General features: G+C 66.7%; 24 protein-coding genes and 2 riboswitches. Of the genes, 7 read left to right on the forward strand and 17 right to left on the reverse strand.

The annotated features are described in order from the left end of the window. The first annotated feature begins 206 nt into the window (after window positions 1-206). From B5520_RS18800 to B5520_RS18810, 3 genes are all read left to right on the forward strand, one after another. Window positions 207-1,403: a YihY/virulence factor BrkB family protein gene (locus B5520_RS18800; protein ID WP_079598592.1), complete on the forward strand. Its 1,197-nt coding sequence runs from the start codon at window positions 207-209 to the stop codon at window positions 1,401-1,403. Window positions 1,404-1,734: 331 nt separating this feature from the next. Next, window positions 1,735-1,992: a hypothetical protein gene (locus B5520_RS18805; RefSeq protein ID WP_079598593.1), complete on the forward strand. Its 258-nt coding sequence runs from the start codon at window positions 1,735-1,737 to the stop codon at window positions 1,990-1,992. 139 nt (window positions 1,993-2,131) lie between these two features. Further along, on the forward strand, window positions 2,132-2,308 hold the full coding sequence (locus B5520_RS18810) for a CsbD family protein (RefSeq protein WP_079598594.1): 177 nt from the start codon (window positions 2,132-2,134) through the stop codon (window positions 2,306-2,308). Between the two features lie 69 nt (window positions 2,309-2,377). Here B5520_RS18810 and B5520_RS18815 read toward each other — a convergent pair whose 3' ends face one another. The 6 genes from B5520_RS18815 to B5520_RS18840 form a co-directional block, all read right to left on the reverse strand. Then, window positions 2,378-3,127, reverse strand: a complete 750-nt coding sequence (locus B5520_RS18815; RefSeq protein WP_079598595.1) for a glycosyltransferase — start codon at window positions 3,125-3,127, stop codon at window positions 2,378-2,380. 2 nt (window positions 3,128-3,129) lie between these two features. After that, a complete protein-coding gene (locus tag B5520_RS18820) occupies window positions 3,130-4,509 on the reverse strand; it encodes a bifunctional PIG-L family deacetylase/class I SAM-dependent methyltransferase (protein ID WP_079598596.1) in 1,380 nt (459 codons plus the stop codon). Continuing rightward, a complete protein-coding gene (locus B5520_RS18825) occupies window positions 4,503-5,498 on the reverse strand; it encodes an acyl-CoA dehydrogenase family protein (protein WP_254865646.1) in 996 nt (331 codons plus the stop codon). The genes B5520_RS18820 and B5520_RS18825 overlap by 7 nt, the downstream gene beginning before the upstream one ends. A gap of 128 nt (window positions 5,499-5,626) precedes the next feature. Beyond that, window positions 5,627-6,106 (reverse strand): Dps family protein, encoded by a 480-nt coding sequence (locus tag B5520_RS18830; protein ID WP_079598597.1) that lies wholly within the window; start codon window positions 6,104-6,106, stop codon window positions 5,627-5,629. A gap of 109 nt (window positions 6,107-6,215) precedes the next feature. Further along, complete coding sequence (locus B5520_RS18835) at window positions 6,216-6,893, reverse strand: O-methyltransferase (protein WP_079598598.1); 678 nt, start codon at window positions 6,891-6,893, stop codon at window positions 6,216-6,218. A gap of 74 nt (window positions 6,894-6,967) precedes the next feature. Further along, window positions 6,968-7,291, reverse strand: coding sequence for a thiamine-binding protein (locus tag B5520_RS18840; protein WP_079598599.1), 324 nt, complete (start codon window positions 7,289-7,291; stop codon window positions 6,968-6,970). Window positions 7,292-7,410: 119 nt separating this feature from the next. On the opposite strand from B5520_RS18840, the gene B5520_RS18845 reads away from it, so the two are divergent. Together B5520_RS18845 and B5520_RS18850 are read left to right on the forward strand one after the other, a co-directional pair. After that, window positions 7,411-8,058, forward strand: a complete 648-nt coding sequence (locus B5520_RS18845) for a TetR/AcrR family transcriptional regulator (protein WP_079598600.1) — start codon at window positions 7,411-7,413, stop codon at window positions 8,056-8,058. Window positions 8,059-8,234: 176 nt separating this feature from the next. After that, window positions 8,235-8,459 (forward strand): hypothetical protein, encoded by a 225-nt coding sequence (locus B5520_RS18850; RefSeq protein WP_079598601.1) that lies wholly within the window; start codon window positions 8,235-8,237, stop codon window positions 8,457-8,459. A gap of 99 nt (window positions 8,460-8,558) precedes the next feature. Here the strand turns inward: B5520_RS18850 and B5520_RS18855 are convergent, their stop codons facing one another. From B5520_RS18855 to B5520_RS18885, 7 genes are all read right to left on the reverse strand, one after another. After that, window positions 8,559-8,855, reverse strand: coding sequence for a hypothetical protein (locus B5520_RS18855; protein WP_079598602.1), 297 nt, complete (start codon window positions 8,853-8,855; stop codon window positions 8,559-8,561). An 84-nt stretch (window positions 8,856-8,939) separates the two neighbouring features. After that, window positions 8,940-9,197, reverse strand: coding sequence for a hypothetical protein (locus B5520_RS18860; protein WP_079598660.1), 258 nt, complete (start codon window positions 9,195-9,197; stop codon window positions 8,940-8,942). Window positions 9,198-9,337: 140 nt separating this feature from the next. After that, the gene (locus B5520_RS18865; protein WP_079598603.1) at window positions 9,338-9,649 is read right to left on the reverse strand and encodes an AzlD domain-containing protein; all 312 of its coding nucleotides are present in this window, start codon (window positions 9,647-9,649) and stop codon (window positions 9,338-9,340) included. Beyond that, window positions 9,646-10,476: an AzlC family ABC transporter permease gene (locus tag B5520_RS18870; RefSeq protein ID WP_254865647.1), complete on the reverse strand. Its 831-nt coding sequence runs from the start codon at window positions 10,474-10,476 to the stop codon at window positions 9,646-9,648. Before B5520_RS18870 ends, B5520_RS18865 begins: the two co-directional genes overlap by 4 nt. Beyond that, window positions 10,473-11,018: a DoxX family protein gene (locus B5520_RS18875; protein WP_079598604.1), complete on the reverse strand. Its 546-nt coding sequence runs from the start codon at window positions 11,016-11,018 to the stop codon at window positions 10,473-10,475. Before B5520_RS18875 ends, B5520_RS18870 begins: the two co-directional genes overlap by 4 nt. Before the next feature lie 102 nt (window positions 11,019-11,120). Then, a complete protein-coding gene (locus B5520_RS18880) occupies window positions 11,121-12,485 on the reverse strand; it encodes a CoA transferase (protein WP_079598605.1) in 1,365 nt (454 codons plus the stop codon). A gap of 8 nt (window positions 12,486-12,493) precedes the next feature. Continuing rightward, window positions 12,494-13,393 (reverse strand): glycerophosphodiester phosphodiesterase, encoded by a 900-nt coding sequence (locus B5520_RS18885; RefSeq protein ID WP_079598661.1) that lies wholly within the window; start codon window positions 13,391-13,393, stop codon window positions 12,494-12,496. A 49-nt stretch (window positions 13,394-13,442) separates the two neighbouring features. On the opposite strand from B5520_RS18885, the gene B5520_RS18890 reads away from it, so the two are divergent. Continuing rightward, window positions 13,443-14,792 (forward strand): DUF445 domain-containing protein, encoded by a 1,350-nt coding sequence (locus tag B5520_RS18890; RefSeq protein ID WP_079598606.1) that lies wholly within the window; start codon window positions 13,443-13,445, stop codon window positions 14,790-14,792. Between the two features lie 94 nt (window positions 14,793-14,886). Here the strand turns inward: B5520_RS18890 and B5520_RS18895 are convergent, their stop codons facing one another. The 4 genes from B5520_RS18895 to cycA form a co-directional block, all read right to left on the reverse strand. After that, window positions 14,887-15,636 carry a LamB/YcsF family protein gene (locus B5520_RS18895; RefSeq protein ID WP_079598607.1) on the reverse strand — a complete coding sequence of 250 codons (750 nt, stop codon included), beginning with the start codon at window positions 15,634-15,636 and terminating at the stop codon, window positions 14,887-14,889. Continuing rightward, on the reverse strand, window positions 15,620-16,432 hold the full coding sequence (locus tag B5520_RS18900; RefSeq protein WP_079598662.1) for a hypothetical protein: 813 nt from the start codon (window positions 16,430-16,432) through the stop codon (window positions 15,620-15,622). Before B5520_RS18900 ends, B5520_RS18895 begins: the two co-directional genes overlap by 17 nt. An 85-nt stretch (window positions 16,433-16,517) precedes the next feature. Then, complete coding sequence (locus B5520_RS18905) at window positions 16,518-17,381, reverse strand: methylenetetrahydrofolate reductase (RefSeq protein ID WP_254865643.1); 864 nt, start codon at window positions 17,379-17,381, stop codon at window positions 16,518-16,520. Continuing rightward, window positions 17,378-18,907, reverse strand: coding sequence for a D-serine/D-alanine/glycine transporter (gene cycA, locus B5520_RS18910; RefSeq protein ID WP_079598608.1), 1,530 nt, complete (start codon window positions 18,905-18,907; stop codon window positions 17,378-17,380). The genes B5520_RS18905 and cycA overlap by 4 nt, the downstream gene beginning before the upstream one ends. A 150-nt stretch (window positions 18,908-19,057) precedes the next feature. Then, window positions 19,058-19,156, reverse strand: a riboswitch (glycine riboswitch). 269 nt (window positions 19,157-19,425) lie between these two features. Then, a riboswitch (glycine riboswitch) is annotated at window positions 19,426-19,526 on the forward strand. 178 nt (window positions 19,527-19,704) lie between these two features. On the opposite strand from cycA, the gene gcvP reads away from it, so the two are divergent. After that, window positions 19,705-22,557 carry an aminomethyl-transferring glycine dehydrogenase gene (gene gcvP, locus B5520_RS18915; RefSeq protein ID WP_079598609.1) on the forward strand — a complete coding sequence of 951 codons (2,853 nt, stop codon included), beginning with the start codon at window positions 19,705-19,707 and terminating at the stop codon, window positions 22,555-22,557. Window positions 22,558-22,601 lie beyond the last annotated feature (44 nt).

The raw sequence follows: 22,601 nt of genomic DNA on the forward strand, positions 1-22,601 counted from the left end.
CGACGCAGCCCAGAACGTCAAAGCCGAAGGCCAGCACGCCGCCACCGACGTCAAGGACCGCGCCACCGACGCCAAGGACCACGTCCAGAACACCTGACCCGCCACTGGACGCGGCACCAAGAGGCACGAGCACCACCTGAGAGGCCGGCCCCGCCATCCGCGGAGCCGGCCTTTCAGTTTTCGCACCCTTATCGAGAGGACACCCCATGGCCACTCATGACGCATCCGAGACCAGCACCGCCAAGGCAGGCCAGGCTCCGGATCCAAATGACTCACGGAAACCGGGCAGCCCCAAAGACCTGGACAGGCCGAACTGGAAGTACATTGCCAAGAAAACCCTGCGGGAATTCAACAAGGACCAGTGCCCCGATCTTGCCGCAGCCCTGACCTACTATGCGGTGCTGTCGCTGTTCCCGGCCATCCTGGCACTCGTTTCACTGATTGGGATTTTCGGGGATCCGCAAAAAACCACCGACGCCCTCCTGCAGATCGTGCGAGGTTTCGCTCCGGCGGAGACGGTCAACACCGTCAGCGGCACCGTCTCGGAACTGGCGAACGCGCCGGCCGCAGGATTCACGCTGGTCATCGGCCTTGCCACCGCACTGTGGTCCGCGTCGGGGTACGTAGGGGCTTTCGGCCGCGCCATGAACCGCGTCTACGAGGTGGATGAGGGCCGGGCGTTCATCAAGCTCCGCGGCACCATGCTCGCAGTCACGCTGCTCGCCATTGTGATCATTGCCCTCCTCGCCGGCATGCTGGTCCTCAGTGGCCCGGTCTCCGAGGCCGTGGGCGGGCTGATCGGCCTCAGCGGCGTGTTCCTCACGGTCTGGAACATCGCCAAATGGCCGGTGATGGTGGCCCTGATCATCGTCATCATCGCGGTCCTCTACTACGCCACTCCCAACGTCAAGCAGCCAAAGTTCAAGTGGATGAGCATGGGTTCCGGCATTGCCCTGTTCGTGTTCCTGCTCGCCTCGCTCGGCTTCGGGTTCTACGTGGGTAACTTCGGCAACTACAACAAGACCTACGGTGCACTGGGCGGCGTCATCGTCATGCTGCTGTGGCTCTGGATCCTGAACATGTCGCTGCTCTTCGGCGCAGAGTTCGACGCAGAGATGGAGCGGGGCCGCCAGCTCCAGGCAGGTATCGAGGCGGAAGAGACCATTCAGCTGCCGCCGCGTGACACCAAGAAGAGCGAGAAGCTGCAGAAACAGGAAGAAGAGGACATCAAGCACGGACGGGAACTGCGCGAGAAGTACAGCGCAGATGACGACCAGGCTGACGATTCAGGCGAGGACCGGAGCCCAGGGCGGGAAACGCAGCCGCACCGCGACCGCGTCCGCGACAAGGTGCAGGACCGCACCACGCGCGACGACGACGGGCAGGGCAACGGCGGCCGTTAGGCACGCAGCCCAAAGGACTAGGCAGGACCTCCACAATGGGGGAAAATTGTTGTGGAGGTCCTGTTCAAGTTTCCCGGGTTGTCGGCAGCCCGGGGCAAGGCGGGGCCGGCGGTGAGATGGCCTCTTCTGAGACCGAGGCCAGTCCCCCCAGTCGCCGTCGGCCCCCTCGATCCGGTTGAACCGGCGGGGGTCCCGGCACATTTAGAGGGCACGACTGGACAAAATGATCCGCACTGCAATACTTTCATGATTACTCTGCTGGCCCTTTTGGTGCCGGCAGGGCCGCTGAAGCAGATACGGCGGGATCACGGTCGACCCTTAATGAGCGGACATGCCTGCTACCCACTTTGAAGATTTTCTTGCCGAAGCAGTTGTTCCGGACAGGGAGCCCGGACTGGGCCTCGGACGCGACGAGCTTTATGGCCTGTACACCAGCTGGTGCCTGCTCCACAAAGCCCAGCTGCAACCTCCCGAAGCCCTCTTTGAAGCGTTGCAGGAGCAGGGCATCAACCCCGACAGCAACAACCTCTCAATGACGGGTCCTGCCGCGGCTGACTACATCGTCGCCAGCGCACCTGACCTGGTCTGACATTCCCGCCCTGCCTTTGCTGGCTTTTTGCAGGTCAGGCCCATGCGCGCATCTGTTGCAGTGTTGTGCGTCTGGCTAGCATAAAAGCATGACCGGCGGCATTCTGGTCCGCCGGTCACCAGCCGAAGGGAGAAATGCCATGGGTTTGGATGACAAGATCGAGAATGCCGCCGAGAAAATGGGCGGCAAGGCCAAGGAAGCCTCGGGCCGGGCTACGGATGATCCGGCGCTTGAGTCCGAAGGCAAGATGGACCAGAGCAAGGCCGACCTGAAGCAGGCCGGCGAGAAGGTCAAGGACGCCTTCAAGAAGGAATAGGTCCAGGCACAAGGGCTGCTGCGTTTAGCGCGGCAGCCCTTTGTCGTGCCACTCCTTCCCTGAGGAGGGTCAGCGCTCAAGCGCCGCCACCTGTTCCAGCGCAAGCGCCATCAGGTAGCCGGAGAATCCGTGCGGGGCACGCGCCTGGGTCCTGCCCGATGTCACGACGCGGATGCTGTCTGTTGCCTTGACCCTGCATCCCAAACGACGCAGACGGACCACGAGATCCCGGTCCTCGTGCACGGCTTTCCCCGGAAATCCACCCGCCAGCCGATAGGCGGAAGCCCTGATGCCGAAGTTCGCACCATAAATATGCGGATGGTCCTCGATAAAAGGGTGCTTCGCCCGCCAGAGGCGCAGCAGTTCCGGGTCCATGCCCGCCGGGTCCGGTTCCACGGAGCCCAGCACCGCATCGGCGCCCACCGCGGCCATCGCAACCTGGCCGGTAAGCCAGCCCTCCGGAACAACGGAATCGGCGTCAGTGTTGGCCAACCAAAGCCGGTGCCCGAAAGCCGCGTCCCTCCCACCCGCAAGGACGTGCCGGATCCCCGCATTCCGGGTGCGGCCTACGTTGCGGAAGTCCACGGCAAGGACCTGCATGCCGGGGTCCTGGCCGGCGGCGTGCATGGCTATCGTCGCCGAGTTGTCCGTGCAGGAATCCAGCACAACAACCGTTGAGACGCAAGTTTCCGGATGCAGGCGCCGAAGTGATGCTGCGGCCGCCTGCACACCGGCCAGCGCCCTGGCCAGGAGTCGTTCCTCGTTGTGGACCGGTATCACCACCGCCACCCGGTCTACCGGCGTGTATCTCCCTGGCACGCTCAGGAAGCCACAGCCGCGGCGGGAGCCATCAGCGTCTCCAGGACGAAGTCGCGTTCCCGGTACAGGCCAGCAGTGGGCCACCCTAAACGGTCACGGACCAGCGTGTGGACCGTCTCGCCGTCGAGCTCCCACCCCCGCATGGGGTGCCGCCAGTGGCAGAGCAGCAGTGTTCCGCCGGGCATCATCGACTCCACGACGCGGTCCAGCAGCAGCCCAAGCTCGTCCCGGCCAAGGTAGTAGCCCACCTCGGAGACCACCACCAGGTCATAACTCCCGCCGGGCCAGGAACCGGGAAGGGTCAGCTGCCGTGTGGTGACGCCCGGGAACGGTGCCAGGCGGGCGGCTGCCCGGTCCAGCGCAGTGCTGCTCGCGTCCACCGCGAGGAGGCTGCGGCAGCGGGGTGCCAGGCCGGCGGTCAGCGTTCCGATGGAGCAGCCGACTTCGAGTCCGGACTCATAGCTTTCCCGGGGAAGCGCGGCCAGCGTCAAGGCCCGCTTCCGCCGCTCATACCAGCTGCCCAGGTAATCCCACGGATCCTCAGCCCGGGCGTGCACCGCGTCAAAGATGCGCTCGGCGTCGGCGCTGCGGTGCGGCGCGCCGCTGGTCTGCGCAGGGGGCGTCCAGGCGAAGACCTCATAACCGCGGGAAAAGTGCTTCAGGAATGCTTCACTGAGCAGCACCTCGTCCCCGGCAGCCGGCGAGAGCGGGCGGACCTGCGTGGCGTGGGCATCCATGGCACGGGCTTTCGCCGCAAGGGCCGGCGGGTCCGGGTGGAACCGGACCCAGGCCTGCCACGCCGGGTTGTCCGGCGTTGCCCAGTGCCAGAACCACACGGGGTACTCGAGCAGGCCGTGTCCGCCCTGGCGGGCAACCTCCGCCGCCACCTGCCCCAGGACATCATGGTCGGCGTGGCCGTCCTGCCGGTAAGGGGCCACCAGCACCAGTTGCCCGGGATCACCCGGCAACCGGCGCACCGCCTCCCGGACAACGGAGGTGATGCCGGCAGCATGAGCACCCAGTCCCCGGTCCGGATAGCCCAGGCAGCGCCAGCGCCCTTCCAGCCCCAGGGAGGCCAGGCCGGCGGCGAATTCCTCCAGCCGGGTCCCTGCGAGCTGGTCCGGGGTGACTGTGGGTGAGTCCGGATGGGAGCCTTCCCCCGCGGTGCACAGCAGGACTTCGACGTGGGCGCCCAGGGCGTGCACGTGGGCCAGCAGGCCCCCGGCGCCCAGGGTTTCGTCGTCGGGGTGGGCTGCCAGGACAACGAAGCGCATGGCTGCCAACTCCGGTGGGCTGAGTGGCAGTTCCGGGATGACAGGCAGGCCGTGGTCCACCCAGGCTGCCTCGTCCGTCCCGTCGTCGGTGTGGGAAAAGGTCACCACGCGGAGCCGCCGTCCAGCGTGAGCCTGCCCAGTTGGGCATCGTCCCGCATGGCGTGGTGCTGCCGGACGTACAGGGCCAGGTCCGCCATCCTCTTGGCGTAGGTCTCGTCGAAGGCCAGCGGCGCCGGCCCGCGGTTGCTGCCCACCAGGTGCAGCACGCGTTCGACGGCGGCAGCCACCGTACCGCGCACCCGCAGCGCGTCGCTCCACCCCGGACCGCGTTCCCCTGCTGCTGTCCGTCCTGCGTCGATCGCCTCGGCCGTGCGCGCGAGGTACTGCAGTCCTGCGCTCAAGGTGCGGTCGATTTCACCCAGCGCCGCCAGCGCAACCTGGTCCGGTTCGCGGCCGGAGGCTGCCCCCTCCTGCAGGGAGTTCCGGTAGTCCCGGCCAACGCCGATGGCGCCGCCCAGCCAGCAGGCGGCAACTCCGATGCCGCCCCACGCGAAGCCCGGCCGGCTGAAGTACCAGTCCACGCCAGCCAGCGGCTCCGCCGGTACATCGTCAAAGTGGACGGTGCCGCTGGGGATTTCCCGGAGTCCGCGGGCCACCCACGGCGGCTCACCAAAGGTCACGCCGGCGTGATGGAGGTCGACGGCGAAGGCGCGCCGGCCGCCGTCGGTGTGGGCAGTTATGACCGCATGGTCCAGGACCGGCGCCAGCGAACACCACGGTTTTGACCCGCTGAGCACCGCTCCCGAAGTGCCCCCGGATGCCTCAAGGCGCAGACCCGGCCCCTCCGCGGCGTAGACTCCCCAGGCACCTTCGGCCAGGGCAGGATCATGGCCCGCCTGGGCCAGGATCGCCAGTGCGTCCAGGTGCGGCTCAAAGATGCGGCCGGCGGCGACGTCGATGGCCGACACCGAGGCAAGGAGTTCCCAAAGGACCTGCGTGCTGCCTCCACCGGGCTGCGGCCAGGTGCTTCCCGCTTCCTTGGCCAGTTCGAGTAAGGCCGGCACGTCGCCCGCGGCCGTTGCCACGGCCGTCAACAGGGCTACCGCTTCCGGCGGCTGCGGGTTTCCGGAGGACAGGCGGACCGGCGTAACCGGTACCGCCTGTCCTCCGGGGTCAACCTGTGGAGGGCGTTGTACTGCGGCTTTCACGCGGGCCCCGGCGGCGCCTACTTTTCTGCCGGTTCGGTGACGGATGCGGTGGGTGCCATGATTTCGGCGTTGACCATCCATGCCAGCTGTTCCAGGCGCTCAATGGCGGCGTGCAGCAGGTCGGCACTGGTGGGATCTTCTTCATCAACCTCGTCATGCACGTCGCGCATCGTCTTCACGGCGCGTTCCAGCCTGGCGGTGATCAGCTTGACGGTGTCCTTGGTGGAGGTCAGGCCCTCCGGAAACTCCTCAAGGCGGTTGTCCGCCGTGACCGTGCTGCTGCGTCCGTCGGGAAGGGCATGCAGGGCACGCATCCGCTCCGCTGTCTGGTCCGCGAAGAGCCGTGCGGCAGCAATGATCTCGTCGAGCTGAAGGTGCAGGTCCCGGAAGTTGGTGCCCACCAGGTTCCAGTGCGCCTGCTTACCCTGCAGGTGCAGCTCAATCAGGTCGGTGAGGACCATCTGCAGGTTGCTGGCAAGGGTGGGTGACGCTTTCATCATTTTCCTCCGTTGCGGCCTGTCCGGCTTCCCGTCAGCCGGACGCTTATGCTCAGCATACTTACAATTGCGGTGCGGCCAGTCAAACCGGCCCCAGGCCGGGGACGCGTCAGAGGATGCGGGCCAGCGCGAATCCGTCCCAGCCCTTGGAACCCACCGTTTGGATGACCGTTGCGTCCAGCGCCGGGTGCTCCCCCAGCAGCCGGAGGGCCTCGATGATGCCGGGGGCGTTGACCGGGTCCATGGACGGGTCCAGCACCGCACCTTCCCAAATGGTGTTGTCCAGCACCACGGTGGCACCCGGCCGCCCCAGCCGCACCGCCCACTCCAGGTACTGGCTGTCGTTTTCCTTGTCGGCATCGATGAAGATGAAGTCGAAGGGCTCCCTGTCCTCTTCCTCGAGCGAAGCCAGGGTGTCCAGCGCAGGCCCCAGCCGGATCTCCACCTTCTCGCCCAGCCCGGCAGCATCGATGTTGGCCCAGGCCACTTCCGCATGCTTGGGCAGGAATTCGCACGTCACCAGCGTGCCGTCGTCGGGAAGGCCGCGGCCCATCCAGATGGTGCTGAAACCGGCGAGGGTTCCGATTTCCAGGATGCGGCGGGCGCCGGACAGCTGGACCAGGAGCTTGAGGAGCTTTCCCGCGTTGGGTGCCACCTCGATGGCCGGCATGCCCGCCTCGGCGGCGGAGTCAATGGCCTGCTGCAGTGCAGGGTCCGGATGAACCACAACGTCAGACAGGAACTTTTCGGTGGCGATCCACTCCGGACGGGGCTTGTGCTCGAACATTGCCACAGTTTGGCACGGAGCGACGTACGGGTCCAGAGACTGGCAGGTCCTGGAACTCCCCGGAGGCCTGCGGCTCAGGAACCGTCGGTGAGGGCTTCCTCCAGGCGGTCCACTTTGGCGGTGAGTTCACCGGTGTAGCCGGGCCGGATGTCGGCTTTGATCACCAGGGACACCCGGCTGCCGTACTGCCCCACTGCCTCGGTGGCGCGCTTGACGACGTCGAACACCTCGTCCCATTCGCCCTCGATGGTTGTGAACATTGAATCCGTCTGGTTGGGCAGTCCCGACTCCCGGACGATTTTCACCGCGGCGGCAACGGCGTCGTGCACGGACGCGTCACCAGGCCGGGAACCTTCGCTCGGAACGCCGGAGGGGGCAACGGAAAAAGCAAGCAGCATAAGGCCAGTCTGCCACGCGCCAGGGGCCGGTGCAGGGGCGGATGGGGTGCTTCCGTCACAATGAGCACCTACCCCCCAGTAACGGTGAACGCCTGCAGCTCCGTTGCTAACCTTTTCGCATGAGTCTCGCCGTCGCCCGTAAGCCCCTTCGTGCCGACGCGGCGCGCAACGTGGACAAAATCATCACAGCGGCGCGGCAGTGCTTCCGTGAGTTTGGCCCGGATGTCCCCCTGCAGACCATCGCAGTGACCGCCGGCGTCGGCCCGGCCACCCTCTTCCGGAATTTCGCGGACAAGGAGGAACTGGTCCTTGCCGCGCTGAACCGGCAACTCCGGCTGACCGTGGATCCCGTGATTGACGGCGCCCTGGCGGACATCGACGCCGCTGCGGGCCTGTTCCGGGTGCTGGAGGCGCTGATGGATGCTGCCAGCGCGGACGCCAACCTGCTGGGAGCCGTGGCCGGGCGCCGGGAGCTGCTGACCGGCATTTCGGGTTCCCTCATGGAATCCATCAGCGTTTTGTTGGTCCGCGGCCAGGGACAGGGGAGCCTGCGGGCGGACATCTCCATGACCGATATGTTCCGCCTGCTCGCCATGCTGATCGGAGTGGTGGACACCATGGAACCGGGCTCGGACGCCTGGCAGCGTCCGCTGGCTCTGGTGGAAGATGCCATCCGGACCACGCGGCCAAGCCGGCCGCTTCCTGCCCACGTGCCGGTGCCGGCTTCCGCTTCCGCCGCACTGCCGGCCGGTATCCTGCCCGGGTAGCTTGCTGCCCACGGATATGTACCGGCCTTCATAGCCTCCAACTTCGACCATTGTGGGCGCCCAGCAGGTGCCATAGACTTCTAGAGGGTTACGCAGCCAGCCTCTGTACATTCGAGATGGAGAGCCATCCCCATGAAGCAGTTCCTGCATTTCCGGCGCCCAACGGTCGCAGTGCGATGAACAGTTCCAAGCTGTCGCGCTACCTCAACGATCCGCGGGGGCCTGAAGAGGTCCTTCCCACGCTCACCTCGGGGGAACTGGCGGACCTGCTGGACGGCCTCTACCAGAATCTGGACACTCCCGAACCGGAATTCGGCGCGGAGGCCTGGTACGAAATGGCCGTCGAAGAGAGCTGCCGCAGGAGCGTCTCGCCGGACGGCGCCGCCCACGGAGTGGCATAGCAACTCCCCCGGCCCCTGGGCCCCCGCAATTCCCACCCTGCGCATCAGGGCTCGTTTCCGCGCGCCAGGGCTTCTTTCCGCCAGGCTCTTTTTGGCCTGCTAGCCGCGATGTCCGGAGCCGTTGTGTTCAGGGTGCTGGTGGTGTTCGTTGGGGATGTGCTCCTTCGCCTGCAGGAGATGCTGCTGCAGCTTCTCCTCGGCGTCCCGGCGGCGCCGCGCGGTATCACGCATTTCCCGGGTGGATTCGGATCCCCGGGGGTCAAGATAGCTGGTGCGGGATTTTGCCTGGTACTCCCCTGCCGGCAGACCCGGCAGTTGCTTTTCGGCGGATTTCTTCCCGGCGTCCCCGGCGTCCCGGGCGTCTTCCGTCTCTACGGGCGGTGACTGTTCGTTCATCTGGTACCTCCTCCTGGCCGCCGTGACATGGTGCGGCCCTTTCTTCAGTCCATCACAGTTGGACTTTTGAATGCTGGCAGGATGTCAGCCGCGGGCAGTGTCTCCCCGCTTACGGATCTCCTGCCGCACCAGGGCCTGAAGCGCCGGAATGGGCGACGACGGATCGAGGTCAAGCGAGTGGCCCAGGCTTTCGGCGAGCTGCTCCAGGTCCTCCGGCGGGACACCGGACAAACCGGCGTAGCGGGTGTAGAAGCGTTTGGGGGGCAGCCCCGCCCGCCGTCGGGCGTTTTTGTGGTGGGGCCTGCCGGCTCTTTCTCCGGCAGCATGCAGCTGATTGTCCATTGTCGCCATTCGCCGAACTTCCGCGGCCAACTGCATCAGCCGGTTTCATAGTACAGCCGCAGGCACGCATACGGCGTGACCTGCATCACTCAGAATGCGGCGCAGCACGTCGCATGCTTCCGTCCCGCCCGGATTCGGTGTCAGTTCCACCCGAGCATGCGCAAGAGGGCGGCAGCGCCTGCACCTGCCAGGACCACCACCAGGAACGGGGCCCGGAGCGCCAGGGCTATGGCTGCCGCGGCCAGGGCGCCCAGCCGCGCGTCGGCAGCCAGCGCCTGCCCGGACGCCACCGCGTTCACCACGGTCAGGGACGCGAGCAAGCCGATGGTCATGGTGCCGGCGATACGGGACATCCGCGGGTCCTCCAGGAACCGGGCCGGCACGAAGTAGCCCACCAGCTTCCAGGCGTAGGCCAACACACAGGCCAGCAAAAGCCAGAACCAGAGGCTCATGAGTCAGCTCCCGGAACGGTGCCGTTCCGGCGGCGGTACCGGCCGCCGTCGTGATCCTCCTGGCTGCCCTGATCTCCCTCATTTCCCCGATGGCTGTGCCGCCCGCCGTCGTGGCCGTGATGTCCGCGGTAAGGTTCCACATCCGGCTCCAGGCCCTCGTCGCTGCGGCCATGGCTGAACCAGCCGATCACAGCGGCAACCACGGCAGCCACCAGGATGGGCACGCCGGCCGGAACGAACGGCACGGCGATCACCGTGGCCAGGGCGCACACCACGGCAATGGCCACAGGCTCACGGCCCTTGAGCCGCGGCCACAGCAGCGCCAGGAAAGCGGCCACGGCAGCACCATCGAGTCCCCACTGTTTGGGGTCGCCCAGCCCGCTTCCGGCGAACGCGCCCACGGCCGTGAAGAAGTTCCAGAGCACATAGATCCCGATGCCGGCGGCCCAGAATCCCCGGCGCTGCTCCGCAGGATCGGTCTGTCCGGTGCTGGTAGCCGTGGATTCGTCGATGGTCAGCTGGGCGCTGACGTATTTGCGCCAGCCGGTGGGCCGCAGCAGGGCGTTCAACTGCATCCCGTAGATGCCGTTGCGCATGCCCAGCAGCGTGGCGGCACTCATCGCGGCGATGCCGGAGCCGCCGCCGCCCACCACCCCGATGAACGCGAACTGCGAGCCACCGCTGAACAGCAGCAGGCTCAGGGCCATGGTCTGCCAGATGTCGAGCCCGGATGTTACGGACAGCGCGCCAAAGGACACCCCGTACAGACCCGTGGCGATGCTGATGGAGATGCCCACCCGCACTGCCGGAGATGCCAGCAGCTTCACCGCAGCAGCCCTGCTGTCAGGCTGGACGGCGCCGGTCTGCGGAGGCTCCACGCCCACAGGATGAGCGGGGCCTGGAGCGGAAGGCGCACCGTATGGATCTTCCGCTGGGCAGGAGTACCGTGCGGACCATAGGCCCGCTGGAGCGCATCCAGATGTCCCGCCAGGAACGCGGTGAACATCGCGGCGAGTGCGGTGGCGGTCGCCTTCCGCGTCAGAGGGACAAGGATCCCGACGGCGGCGGCCAGTTCCAGCAGTCCGCTGGCTGCGATCCATTCCTCCCGTGACAGCACGGCGAACGGACGTGGAGGCTGCGCACTATGGCGTGGGCCGGCGTCGGGCGTCCCTGCACTGCCGTCTGCGGTGCTGCCTGTGCTGGCGGCGCCGCCTGCGGCTGATGCATCGTCCCGGCAGAGGTAGCCGGGAACCACCTGGTGGTAAAAACCGGGGTTCCGGAAATGCTGCCTGGCGCTGGCCAGGAGCAGGGCGCTCATGGCCGCGGCGGAGAGGTTCCGGGCAGCCCGGCCGGACCGGGGAGAAGACATGGCTCCACTCAATCACAGGCGCAGCCGGTGGTTGAAACCGCCCGCTCGGCCGTGATCCGGCGTTCCTCCCGGCATGCGTCGGGGCGTCAGGCCGTCACGGCGTCAGGCCCATGCCAGCCCCGAGCTGCCATAGGGCGGCGGAGGGTTGCGGTAATCGAGCGGGTGGCCATCGATCAACAGCGGCGGCCGGACATAGCGCAGCTCCCCGAAGGAGCTAGGCATCGTCCGGTATTCGGGCCCGGGCAGTTCTGCAGCCTCCTCAAGGTTCTCAGGCAGGGAGAAGAGCTCCTCGGCGGTCCTGGCCAGGGACAGGCGGCCCGCTCCGCCCAGGCCGGTCTGCCGGCGGACGGCGAGCAGGGCGACAGCCGCGGCAGCAGCGCCGTACCCGGTGGCGTGGTCCAGGGCCTGGACAGGCAGGGCACCCGGCCGCCATCCGCCGTCGTCCTCCTTTCCGTAGAGGTGGGCAATGCCGCTCGCGGCCTGGACGATGCTGTCGAAGCCGCGGCGCTCACTCCAGGGTCCTGCATCGCCCCAGCTGTCCAGTGTGACCACCACCAGCTCCGGGCGGGAAGCCTGCAGGGCGCCGGCGTGCAGCCCGAAACGGTCCAGAGCCCCTCGGCGGTAGCCACTGACCACCACGTCGGCGTCCGTCAGGAGCTGGTGCAGCCGGCGCTGGTTTTCGGGGGTGCCAAGGTCCGCCTCGGCGCTGCGCTTGCCGAAGCAGGTGTCCACGAACTGGTCGGGAAGTTCGGGCATCGCGGGCGGGTCGATCCGCAGGACCTCCGCACCCAGTGCTCCCATGAGCCTGGTGGCCACAGGACCGGCGATGACCCTGGTGAGGTCCAGGACCCGGACACCTGCGAGAGGTCTTGCGGGATCTGTGGCATGGTGTGGCGCCGGCGCTGGTGGGATGTCCATCCCGGTCAGTTCAAGCCCGGTCCCCGGCGTGGTTAGCCCCAGCCCTGCGTGTTGACCATCGGGAAAAGTGACGGAGATCCATGGACCGGAGCCCGCCGCCTGGCCCATTCCGGTGGCGAGCCAGCCGCTGCGCGTCCGGACGGCAGCGGCAATGCCGCCGAGGCCCTGGATTGCCGCTTCGGCCTCCAGCGATGTCATCTCCAGGAGGGCGGCTTCGACGTCCTCCCGGCTGCCGGCGCCGAGCGCCTGCATCAGCCGCTTCTCGTGGTGCGGGTAATTGGCGTGGAGCCGGATCCAGCCGTCCTGCGTGCGCCGGAACCCGGACAAAGGCGCGAACCCCTGCAGCTTCCGGCCGGCAATCCGAAGAAGGCCTGAGGAATCGAAGGCGGCTGCGGTCAGCCGGGAGGTGGTGGTGAACCGGCCAGGCGATCCCGCGTAGAGGTTCAGGGCCGCGGCCGCGGTACTCACGGCCCTCAGGGCAAGTCCCTCAACGTCCAGGGGACCTGCCCACCAGCGGCGGGGGCCGCCGTCGGCCGGGTACCTGCTCATGCCAAGTCCTAACTTCCCTGCGGCGAGGCCACCTGCAGCTGGTTCAGCACCCGGGCGGGCACGTTGGTGGTGATTTCATGGATGCCCAGCTCCTGGCAGAGGGCCACGTCCTCCGCTGAATCCACCGTCCACACCCGGAAGCGCCGGCCGGCATCCAGCCAGCGCCGTACTGTGTCCGGATGCTCGCGCACGTAATCGATGCCCGGGCCTGCAAGGCCTGCCAGCCGCGCGTCCAGGATCCGCTCGGCCTCCAGCTGGGTTGCCTTCATGAGGTTGGCGATGGCTCCGCCCGTGATCAGTCCCAGGCCCAGCCCGCCGCGGATCTCGTGGATATTGATGTCGTCCACCAGCTGGCAGATGTACTGCGCCGGAACAGAATGGAGCAGGTGCCGGACGGAATCCGGGCTGAAACTCATGAATGTCACGGCGATGTTGTCCACCGTTGAGCCTGCCGCGTTCCAGCCTTCGCCCCGGAGTACCTCCAGCACCCGGTCCTCCAGCTTGAGCTGATAGGGACTGGGGTGCTTCAGTTCGATGGCGAGCTTTACCGGCCGTCCCGCTCCACGGAGGATATCGAGCAGCTCCGGAAGGGTCAGGAACTGTTCAGAGCGTGCCCCGTAGACCTCCGGGATGCGGGCGCCCTTCCACGACGAAAAGTCCAGGTGGCGCAGCTGGCGCAGGGTCCGCTCCGCCACGGGCCCCGTTCCGTCCGAGGTCCGGTCCAGGTTTGCGTCATGCAGGAGGACCACGTGCTGGTCGCGCGTGAGGTGGACGTCGCATTCGACACCGTCGGCTCCGTCCGCCAACGCCTGCAGGTAGGCGGCGCGGGTGTGTTCGGCGAACGCGGCGCTGGCACCGCGGTGGGCAAAGACCAGGGGCCGCTGCGGCACCGACTCCTCACTTGTCATGGAGACACGGTAGCCGACCACACCCCTGCTGCGGGGCTAGGCTTGGCACATGCAGGTGAACTCTGAGCCAACTACCCAGGAAGCCCCGGCCCAGCCAGCCCGCGCGGTGCCGGCGGACGCACAGGCAGGTGCCGCCGCCGTCGGCCGCCAATTCAGCGCCGGCGATGCCGAAAAGGCGGCAGCGCTGCGGAAAATGAAGCTTGTGGCCTTGGGCCTGCTGATCGCCATGGCAGTGGTTTTTGTCTTCGCCTTCGCGCTGCAGAAGGAGTACCCGTGGCTGCAGTACGTTCGGGCGGCGGCGGAAGGCGGCATGGTGGGCGCGCTGGCCGACTGGTTTGCTGTGACCGCACTGTTCAAGTACCCGATGGGCATCAAGATCCCGCACACTGCCATCATTCCGCGGCGCAAAGACCAGATCGGCGCCTCGCTGGGTGAGTTCGTGGAGACCAACTTCCTCTCGGAGCAGGTTGTGCAGGAGAAGCTGGCCAGCGTCAACATTGCCCGCCGGGCCGGCGAATGGCTGGCCGCTCCGGCCGGCGCCGACCGGGTGGCCAAAGAGGGTGCGGCGGTCATCCGGGGCCTGTTCAAGGTCCTGAACGACGACGACGTCCAGGCCGTCATCGAGGGAATGGTGCGCAAGCACCTTCTCACTCCGCCGTGGGGACCTCCGGTGGGCAGGATGGCGGAGCGGATTTTCCACGACGGGCACCACCACAAGCTGGTGGACCTGCTGGTGGACCGGGCGGCCGACTGGGTCAGCGAGAACCACGAAACGGTCAGCCGGCTGGTCTCGGAGCGTTCGCCAACCTGGGTGCCGCAGTTCGTGGACGGGCTGGTGGGCGACAAGGTCTACATCGAGTTCCTCAAGTTCGTGCGTGCCGTGCAGTCCGATCCGAACCACCAGGTCCGGCAGTCCATCGACAAGTACCTGAACGACCTTGCCCAGGACCTGCAGCACGATCCTGTGATGATCGCCCGCGCCGAGGACATCAAGGCCCAGGTCCTTGGCGACCCGGAGGTCCGGGAACTCGCGTCGCGCACGTGGGGAACCGTGAAGAACGCCCTGCTCGGCGCCGTGGAGGATCCCGACAGCGACCTCACCATCAAATTCAAGGCAGCCGTCCGCGACTTCGGCTCCAGGCTGGTCAACGACCCCGAACTCGCCGGCAAGGTCAACGCCTGGATCGGCGACGCCGCCGGCTATCTGGTGCGGACTTACCGGTCCGACATTGCCGGGGTCATCACGGATACCGTTGCCCGCTGGGACGCGGAGGAAACCTCGCAGAAGATAGAGCTGCAGGTGGGCAAGGACCTGCAGTTCATCCGGATCAACGGAACAGTTGTGGGGTCCCTGGCGGGGCTGGCGATCTTTACGGTGGCGCACCTGATTTTCGGGTGAGCCAGCTCCTGCACAGCAACGCGGGGTCAGGCAACGCCCCATAAACGGCCTCGGGCGGGCCAGGAGTGACCCCGCGTTGCTTGAGGAGGGCGGCCTACGCGAACGGCTCCAGCTCTACGCCGGCTGCCTCGAGTCCTGCCCGGACGCCCGCGGCCATCTCCACGGCACCGGGGGTGTCGCCGTGGATGCACAGGGAATCCGGCCGGACCTGCACCACTGTTCCGTCGACGGCCACCACTTCGCCCTTGGTTGCCAGTCGGACTGCGCGCTCAACGATCGCATCGACGTCGTGCAGGACGGCACCTTCCTGCGAGCGCGGCACCAGCGTGCCGTCGCCCCGGTAGGCACGGTCCACGAAGGCCTCGATGAACACCGGATGCCCGGCTTCCTGTGCCTGCTTCAGCAGTTCCGAGCCCGGCAGTCCCAGGATGGGCAGCCCGGGATCGTACGCGTTGACCGCTGCAACCACAGCCGAGGCCTGCCCGGCGTCGTGGACCAGCCGGTTGTACAGCGCGCCGTGGGGCTTCACGTAGTCCACGGAGGCACCCACGGCGTGGGCAACGCCGTCGAGCGCGCCCAGCTGGTACAGCACGTCGCCGAACAGCTCATCGAAGCTTGTGTCCAGGGAGCGCCGGCCGAAGCCGGGCAGGTCGCGGTAGCCGACGTGCGCACCCACCGTGACGTCGAGCTCGTAGGCTGCCCGGCAGCTGTCCAGCATGGTGATGGGGTCCCCGGCGTGGAACCCGCAGGCCACGTTGGCGCTGGTCACCAGCTGGAACATCGCGGCGTCGTCTCCCATCGTCCAGGAGCCGAATGATTCGCCGAGGTCAGCGTTGAGATCCAAGTGTGTTGCCTTCCAGCGTCAGGTTGTCCGGAGCGGCAGCGGTGGGCTTAAGCTCCCCGGGAATGGTGTCCGGCATGGGGCCGAACGCTTCTTTGGCGTTGGACACCACCGCGCGGCCCATCATGAGGTTACCTGCTCCACCCACCACAGCCCCGATGCCGAACGGCAGGGCCCTGCCAAACAGTGCCGTGCCCTGGCGCTTGAGGAGGTTTTTGAGGAAAGCCTTCTGGATCCTGCTCCGGATGCTGCTGAATCCCGGCATGGGCATGGATTTGGAAAGCATGCTGCCCCAGGCCCTGGTGGCGTTGACTCCGCTGCCCGCGGCCTGGCCGCTCAGGGTTCCCAGCAGCGCCGTCCCCTCTTCGCCAAGCATGATGGCCATGACCATGGTGCTGGCCTTCTCGGGGTTGGTGAGGCGGATGCCGTGCAGCTCCGCCAGTGACGTCGCGTACAGGGCTGTTGCTTCCAGGAACCCCACGGTGGCGGCAGCGGACAGTCCCAGCGACGCCACCGTTCCCACCCCGGGGACGACGGCGGTAGCGCCCACCACTGCACCCCCGCCGGTGACGGCACGGAGGTAGTCGCGTTCCAGGATGTTCGCCAGCTGCGCCGCCGTGGCGCGGGGATGCTTCTTTTGCAGCCGGCGGATGTAGGCCACCACCAGTGGACGCTGGATTTCCACCGCCTTCAAGAGCATGTTGTGGACGCCCGCCTTGGGCTTGCCGTCGGCGTCGAACACCGCGTTGTGGGCGGTTTCCTGTGCGATTCGTACTGCGGGATTGCTGCTCTTGGCCATGGTCACCTTCATTCAAATCGACCTGCAGCGGTGGGCTGCCGTGCTTCTCCATCCTAAGTGGATCAACACTAAGCATGCTTAACTTCTATGACGTGGCCTGCGGGTTTCCATGGCCCAGGCTGTTGAAGGTGTACAGGTGGATGCCTGCAATCTCCGTAACATCGCGGAGCTGGTCCAGGATCGGCAGGGGCGAGTAGCTGCCGCCGCTGAGCAGACGGCGGCCGAGCGGCCCCTGCCGGGTGAGGAACTTCAGGGACGGGCCGACGCCGATCTTTGCCGCGAGCGCGATGAGCTTGGCACGGGGGACGGCGCCGGGCACCCCCGCCCAGATGGGCAGCTGGACACCTTCGCGCCGGAGGGTTTCCGCGTACCAGCTGATCCGGGGAACGGAAAAGCACATCTGGGTGGTGACGCCGGATGCCAGGTGCTGCTTTTCCAGCAAGGCGTCGAGCATCTGGAGCTCGCCGTGATGCGGGTGCCCTTCCGGGTATCCCGCCACTCCCGCCGAGATGTCCCCGCCCGACAGCTCCATGATGTCCTCCAGCAGTTGAAGGGAGTTGCTGTACGGGCCCGCAGCTTCCGAAGCATCACCGCCGATGGCGAACACCTCCCTGATCCCTGCATCCCGGCAATCCCGCAGCGCGGCTTCCAGCTGCCCGCGGCTCCCGATGCTCCGGGCAGCAAGGTGCGGGACCACGCTGTATCCCATACCGGCCAGCTGCAGCGCCGTCTGCATGGTCCGCGCGATGCCATGGTGCGGCAGGCACGTCACGGTGATGGTGGACCCCGCAGGAACGTGGGCCCGGACGCCGGCGGTAATGCCCTCCGTCGGGATGATCTCCAGCCGGGTGGGAAGGCTCCTGACTTCCCGGGACGCCCGCGTATGTGGTTTGGTGCCTGACCGGGTGACCCGCTCGCTTGCCGCACCCGTCAGTTCCGTGCCGATCACTTCGGCGCCTGCTCTTTCTGGGGAGTCCTGTCGTTCACTGCCCCCTTGCTGCGGCCCGCTGCAGCCTCATCGGCCCGGAGCTCGGCCTGGAAGACGGCGAAGCGGGCGAGATGTGCCGGGCGGCGCCGCAGGATGGCCCACGCAACGCCCAGGACAAGGAACCATGCGGGGGTGACCAGCAGCGCGGCAAGGGTGTCGGGCTGGGTGGTGAGGGCCCAAAGGACGAAGGCGAAGAAGGCGAAGATCAGCCACACCACGGGGATGCCGCCGGGCATTTTGAACGTGGACGCCGCGTGCAGGTGCGGGCGGCGGCGCCGGAAGGCGAGGTAGCTGGCAAGGATGATGGACCAGACGAAGATGAAGCAGACGGCGGACACGGTGGTGACCATCTCGAAGGCCTTGCCCACGTCCTGGCCGGCATACATCAGGACGACGCCGGAGAGCAGCAGCACGCAGGACAGGAACAGCGCGTTGCTGGGTACTTTCCTCGTGGAGAGGCGGCTGAAGATGCCGGGAGCGTCGCCTTCCTGTGCCAGGCCAAAGACCATCCGGGACGTGGAGTAGATGCCCGAGTTGGCGGAGGACATGGCGGAGCTCAGGACCACCAGGTTGACGATGGTTGCCGCGGCTCCAAGCCCGGCCAGGGAGAACATTCCGATGAAGGGGCTGTGGCCAGCCGCGAACTGGGTCCAGGGGGTGACGGACATCAGGATGATCAGCGCGCCGACGTAGAAGAGCAGCACCCGGATGGGGATGGCGTTAATGGCCTTGGGCAGGTTCCGTTCAGGATTCTTGGCCTCGGCGGCCGTTGTGCCAACCAGCTCGATGCCCACGAAGGCGAAAACGGCGATCTGGAAGCCGGCCACGAATCCCATGAATTCGTTGGGGAAGAAACCGCCGTGGCTCCACAGGTTGCTGAACCCGGCGGCTCCTGCGTCGCTTTGGAACCCGGTGAAGATCATGAACAGGCCCACGATGATCAGCGCTGCGATGGCGATGATCTTGATGAGGGCGAACCAGAATTCCGTCTCACCGAACGCCTTCACGGTGGCGAGGTTGAGCAGCAGGAGAATGGCGACCGTGGCCAGCCCGGGGATCCAGAGCGGCAGCGAGGGCCAAAGTTCCCGGGAGTACCCGGCGATGGCGATGACGTCGGCGATGCCGGTGATCACCCAGCAGAACCAGTAGGTCCATCCGGTGAAGAACCCGGCCCAGGGCCCCAGGAGGTCGGCCGCAAAATCGCTGAAGGACTTGTAGTTCAGGTTGCTCAGCAGCAGTTCGCCCATGGCCCGCATCACGAAGAACAGCATGAACCCGATGATCATGTACACAAAGATCACGGACGGGCCGGCCGCGGAGATTGTTTTGCCGGAGCCCATGAAGAGGCCTGTGCCAATGGCTCCGCCGATGGCGATGAGCTGGATGTGCCGGTTGCTGAGCTGCCGCTCCAGGTGCGGCGGTTCGCTGTGTTGGGCTTTGCCTGGGTGTGGTTGGCCGCTGGGGGACGTCGGGGGATGAATCGTCATGAGGAACTCCATCGTTCAAGCAGCACCGTCAGGTGCCACAAAGATTCGGTTCCTCCCCGCTCTGTACAGGACCTGAGAGTTTCCGCAGCCATAAAGGCGTGCTTGCACCGTCGGTGAGCCAGGACCTGCCTGGCTGCTTTCCAGAGTTGCCTTTCCGCGGCGGTACGGGGGCCTGAGAGTTTCCTGGGGAGGGTTTGCTCCTACGGCGCCTGCTGAATGTACCGGGCAGGACTCTCCCGCCGCAGGTCAAAGGCATTTTAAGTTAGAAGTCGTGATCAGTTGCGGAGCATTTCCAGCCCCATCCCGGCACGGACTGCCCAGAGTAGGTTGAGCCAGTCCGGCAGGGGACGCCGATCACGGGTTCAGTGTGGTTCCGGTCACGAACGATTGTCAAACCCCTGCCCGCAACAACGTCGCGAACCGGCTGATCCCGGCCGTCATGACTGGACCGATTTGCTTTCGAAGCCCTTCAGCCTGTACCTTGTGAGCCGAATCACCCCAAATTTGAATAAGCCTTTCGAGCTGTGACGGGAGAGTCCTCCCGGAGCAACACCGGGCAGGCGCCGTAGGAGCAAATCCTCCCCAGGAATCTCTCAGGCCCATGTACCGTCACGGCGAGGCGACTCTGGAAAGCAGCCCGGCCACATCCCTTTGACGAGGGGTGCCGGACTCACCGACGGTGCAAGGCGGGGCCTGCCACAAACAGGCTCAACCGGAATCTCTCAGGTCCAATACAGAGCGGGGAGGAACCCAAACCATGCCGTGCCACCCGTGGCCGGCCAGACCTGGAGTTCCTCATGACGATTCAATCCCTTCCATCGACTTTTGCCGACCGGCACATCGGCGCGCGCCGCCAGGCCGACGTCGACGCGATGCTCAAAGCCGTGGGCTACGACAGCGTGGACGGTCTCGTGGACGTTGCCGTCCCTGCCTCGATCCGCCAGGACAAGGCCCTCCGGCTGGCGGCCGCCATGAGCGAGGTTGAGGTCCTGGCCGAGCTGCGCCGGATCGCCGCCAAAAACAAGACCGCGGTCCAGATGATCGGCCAGGGCTACTACGACACCATCACCCCGGCCGTCATCCGCCGCAACGTCCTGGAAGCGCCGGCCTGGTACACGGCCTACACCCCCTACCAGCCTGAAATTTCCCAGGGCCGGCTTGAGGCGCTGCTGAACTTCCAGACCATGGTCCAGGACCTGACCGCGCTTCCGGTCGCGAACGCGTCGCTGCTGGACGAAGCCACCGCCGTGGCAGAGGCGGTGCTGCTGATGCGCCGGGCCAACAAGAATAAGGACGCCAAGGACGGCAAGACGGTCCTGGATGCCGATTGCCTTCCCCAGACCATTGCCATCGTCCAGGGCCGCGCCGAGGCGCTCGGCTTCGAGGTGGAGGTCGCCGACCTGTCCAACGGACTGCCCGACGGCGCCATCAACGGCATCGTGCTGCAGCAGCCCGGCGTCTCGGGCCGGGTGTGGGACCAGTCGGCGGTCATCGCTGAAGCCAAGGAACGCGGCGCCCTCGTCACCGTCGCTGCCGACCTCCTCGCCCTCACCCTGATCACCCCTCCGGGCGAGCAGGGCGCCGATATCGCCGTCGGTTCCACCCAGCGCTTTGGCGTTCCGCTGTTCTTCGGCGGCCCGCACGCGGCCTACATGGCCGTCCGGACGGGCATGGAACGCACCCTGCCGGGCCGCATCGTCGGCGTGTCCAAGGACAATGCAGGCGCCCCCGCCTACCGTCTCGCGCTGCAGACCCGCGAGCAGCACATCCGCCGGGAAAAGGCGACCTCGAACATCTGCACCGCCCAGGCGCTGCTCGCCATCGTGTCCTCCTTCTACGCCGTTTACCACGGCCCGGACGGGTTGAAGGCCATCGCCGAGAGGGTCCACAACAACACCCGGGTGCTCGCCACCGCCCTCGCCAAGGTGGGCCGGGAGCTCGTCAACGACTCCTTCTTCGACACCCTTACCGTCCGTGTCCCCGGCAAGGCCCGCAAGGCCATCACCGCGGCTGAGGCCCGGGGCATCAACCTGCGCTTCGTCGACGAAGACACTGTGGGTGTTTCCATCGATGAGACGACGACGGCGGCAACACTTTCCGCTGTTGCCGTCGCCTTTGGCGCCGGTCCCATCGGGGACGCACAGGGCTACGAGCTGCCCGAAACGGTGCTCCGCACGTCGGGCTACCTGCAGCACCCGGTGTTCAACACCCACCGCTCCGAGACCCAGCTGCTGCGTTACATCCGCCGCCTCTCGGACCGCGACCTGGCGCTGGACCGTACCATGATCCCGCTGGGTTCGTGCACCATGAAGCTGAACGCCACCGTGGAGATGGAAGCCATCTCCTGGCCCGAATTCGCCTCAATCCACCCGTTCGCCCCCGACTCGCAAACTGAGGGCTGGCGCGAACTGATTGAAGGCCTGGAAGCCGACCTCACCGAGATCACCGGCTACGACCAGGTGTCCATCCAGCCCAACGCCGGTTCCCAGGGTGAACTTGCAGGGCTGCTGGCGATCCGCGGCTACCACCTGTCCCGCGGCGACGACCAGCGCAATGTCTGCCTGATCCCGGCGTCCGCGCACGGCACCAACGCTGCCTCCGCGGTCCTGGCCGGCATGAAGGTTGTGGTCGTGGCCACCGCCGCCGACGGAACCATCGACCACGCGGACCTGACCGCGAAGATCGAGGCGCACAAGGACGCCCTTTCGGCGATCATGATCACCTACCCCTCCACCCACGGTGTGTACGACGCCGACGTCCGCGAGGTCTGCGACGCCATCCACGCCGCCGGCGGGCAGGTCTACGTCGACGGCGCAAACCTCAACGCCCTGGTCGGTTTGGCTCAGCCGGGCAAGTTCGGCGGCGACGTGTCCCACCTGAACCTGCACAAGACCTTCTGCATCCCGCACGGCGGGGGCGGCCCCGGCGTCGGACCGGTCGCAGCAAAGGCACACCTCGCACCCTTTATGCCGGGCGACGCCAATAAAGCCGCGCATGAGGAGGGCCACGGCGTGGCCATCAACGCGTCACGATACGGCTCCGCCGGTGTCCTCCCCATTTCATGGGCCTACGTGAAGCTGATGGGCGGCGAGGGCCTGACCGAGGCCACGAAGGCCGCACTCCTGGCGGCCAACTACGTCGCGTCCCGGCTGAACGAGTTTTTCCCTGTGCTGTACACGGGTGAGGGCGGGCTGGTGGCGCACGAGTGCATCCTCGACCTGCGCGAACTGACCGCGAAGACGGGTGTTACCGCCGAGGACGTGGCCAAGCGCCTCATCGACTTCGGATTCCACGCCCCCACCCTCGCCTTCCCGGTGGCCGGGACGCTGATGGTGGAGCCCACCGAGTCCGAGGACCTCGCCGAGATCGACCGCTTCATCGACGCGATGATCACCATCCGCGCCGAAATCGATCAGGTGGCCGCCGGGGACTTCTCCCTGGAAAACTCGCCGCTGCGCAACGCACCCCACACGGCAGCCGCCGTCGTCAGCTCTGACTGGGACCGCGCCTACCCGCGCGAGCAGGCCGCCTTCCCTGTCTCTGCACTGCGGCAGGACAAGTACTTCCCGCCCGTCGGCCGCATCGACGGCGCAGCCGGGGACCGCAACCTCATCTGCTCCTGCCCGCCGCTCGAAGACTTCGAAAACTAATTCACCCGTTGGTTGAGCCGGTCGAAACCTGGATCTCGACAGGC

The organism is Arthrobacter sp. P2b, from assembly GCF_900168295.1.
Lineage (GTDB): Bacteria > Actinomycetota > Actinomycetes > Actinomycetales > Micrococcaceae > Arthrobacter.

What these genes read in the sequence shown, in the direction of transcription:
- B5520_RS18800 (WP_079598592.1), top strand. Translation starts at nt 207, where the DNA reads ATGGCCACTCATGACGCATCCGAGACCAGCACCGCCAAGGCAGGCCAG.
- B5520_RS18805 (WP_079598593.1), top strand. Translation starts at nt 1,735, where the DNA reads ATGCCTGCTACCCACTTTGAAGATTTTCTTGCCGAAGCAGTTGTTCCG.
- B5520_RS18810 (WP_079598594.1), top strand. Translation starts at nt 2,132, where the DNA reads ATGGGTTTGGATGACAAGATCGAGAATGCCGCCGAGAAAATGGGCGGC.
- B5520_RS18830 (WP_079598597.1), bottom strand. Translation starts at nt 6,106, where the DNA reads ATGAAAGCGTCACCCACCCTTGCCAGCAACCTGCAGATGGTCCTCACC.
- B5520_RS18835 (WP_079598598.1), bottom strand. Translation starts at nt 6,893, where the DNA reads ATGTTCGAGCACAAGCCCCGTCCGGAGTGGATCGCCACCGAAAAGTTC.
- B5520_RS18840 (WP_079598599.1), bottom strand. Translation starts at nt 7,291, where the DNA reads ATGCTGCTTGCTTTTTCCGTTGCCCCCTCCGGCGTTCCGAGCGAAGGT.
- B5520_RS18845 (WP_079598600.1), top strand. Translation starts at nt 7,411, where the DNA reads ATGAGTCTCGCCGTCGCCCGTAAGCCCCTTCGTGCCGACGCGGCGCGC.
- B5520_RS18850 (WP_079598601.1), top strand. Translation starts at nt 8,235, where the DNA reads ATGAACAGTTCCAAGCTGTCGCGCTACCTCAACGATCCGCGGGGGCCT.
- B5520_RS18855 (WP_079598602.1), bottom strand. Translation starts at nt 8,855, where the DNA reads ATGAACGAACAGTCACCGCCCGTAGAGACGGAAGACGCCCGGGACGCC.
- B5520_RS18860 (WP_079598660.1), bottom strand. Translation starts at nt 9,197, where the DNA reads ATGGACAATCAGCTGCATGCTGCCGGAGAAAGAGCCGGCAGGCCCCAC.
- B5520_RS18865 (WP_079598603.1), bottom strand. Translation starts at nt 9,649, where the DNA reads ATGAGCCTCTGGTTCTGGCTTTTGCTGGCCTGTGTGTTGGCCTACGCC.
- B5520_RS18875 (WP_079598604.1), bottom strand. Translation starts at nt 11,018, where the DNA reads ATGTCTTCTCCCCGGTCCGGCCGGGCTGCCCGGAACCTCTCCGCCGCG.
- B5520_RS18880 (WP_079598605.1), bottom strand. Translation starts at nt 12,485, where the DNA reads ATGAGCAGGTACCCGGCCGACGGCGGCCCCCGCCGCTGGTGGGCAGGT.
- B5520_RS18885 (WP_079598661.1), bottom strand. Translation starts at nt 13,393, where the DNA reads ATGACAAGTGAGGAGTCGGTGCCGCAGCGGCCCCTGGTCTTTGCCCAC.
- B5520_RS18890 (WP_079598606.1), top strand. Translation starts at nt 13,443, where the DNA reads ATGCAGGTGAACTCTGAGCCAACTACCCAGGAAGCCCCGGCCCAGCCA.
- B5520_RS18900 (WP_079598662.1), bottom strand. Translation starts at nt 16,432, where the DNA reads ATGGCCAAGAGCAGCAATCCCGCAGTACGAATCGCACAGGAAACCGCC.
- cycA (WP_079598608.1), bottom strand. Translation starts at nt 18,907, where the DNA reads ATGACGATTCATCCCCCGACGTCCCCCAGCGGCCAACCACACCCAGGC.
- gcvP (WP_079598609.1), top strand. Translation starts at nt 19,705, where the DNA reads ATGACGATTCAATCCCTTCCATCGACTTTTGCCGACCGGCACATCGGC.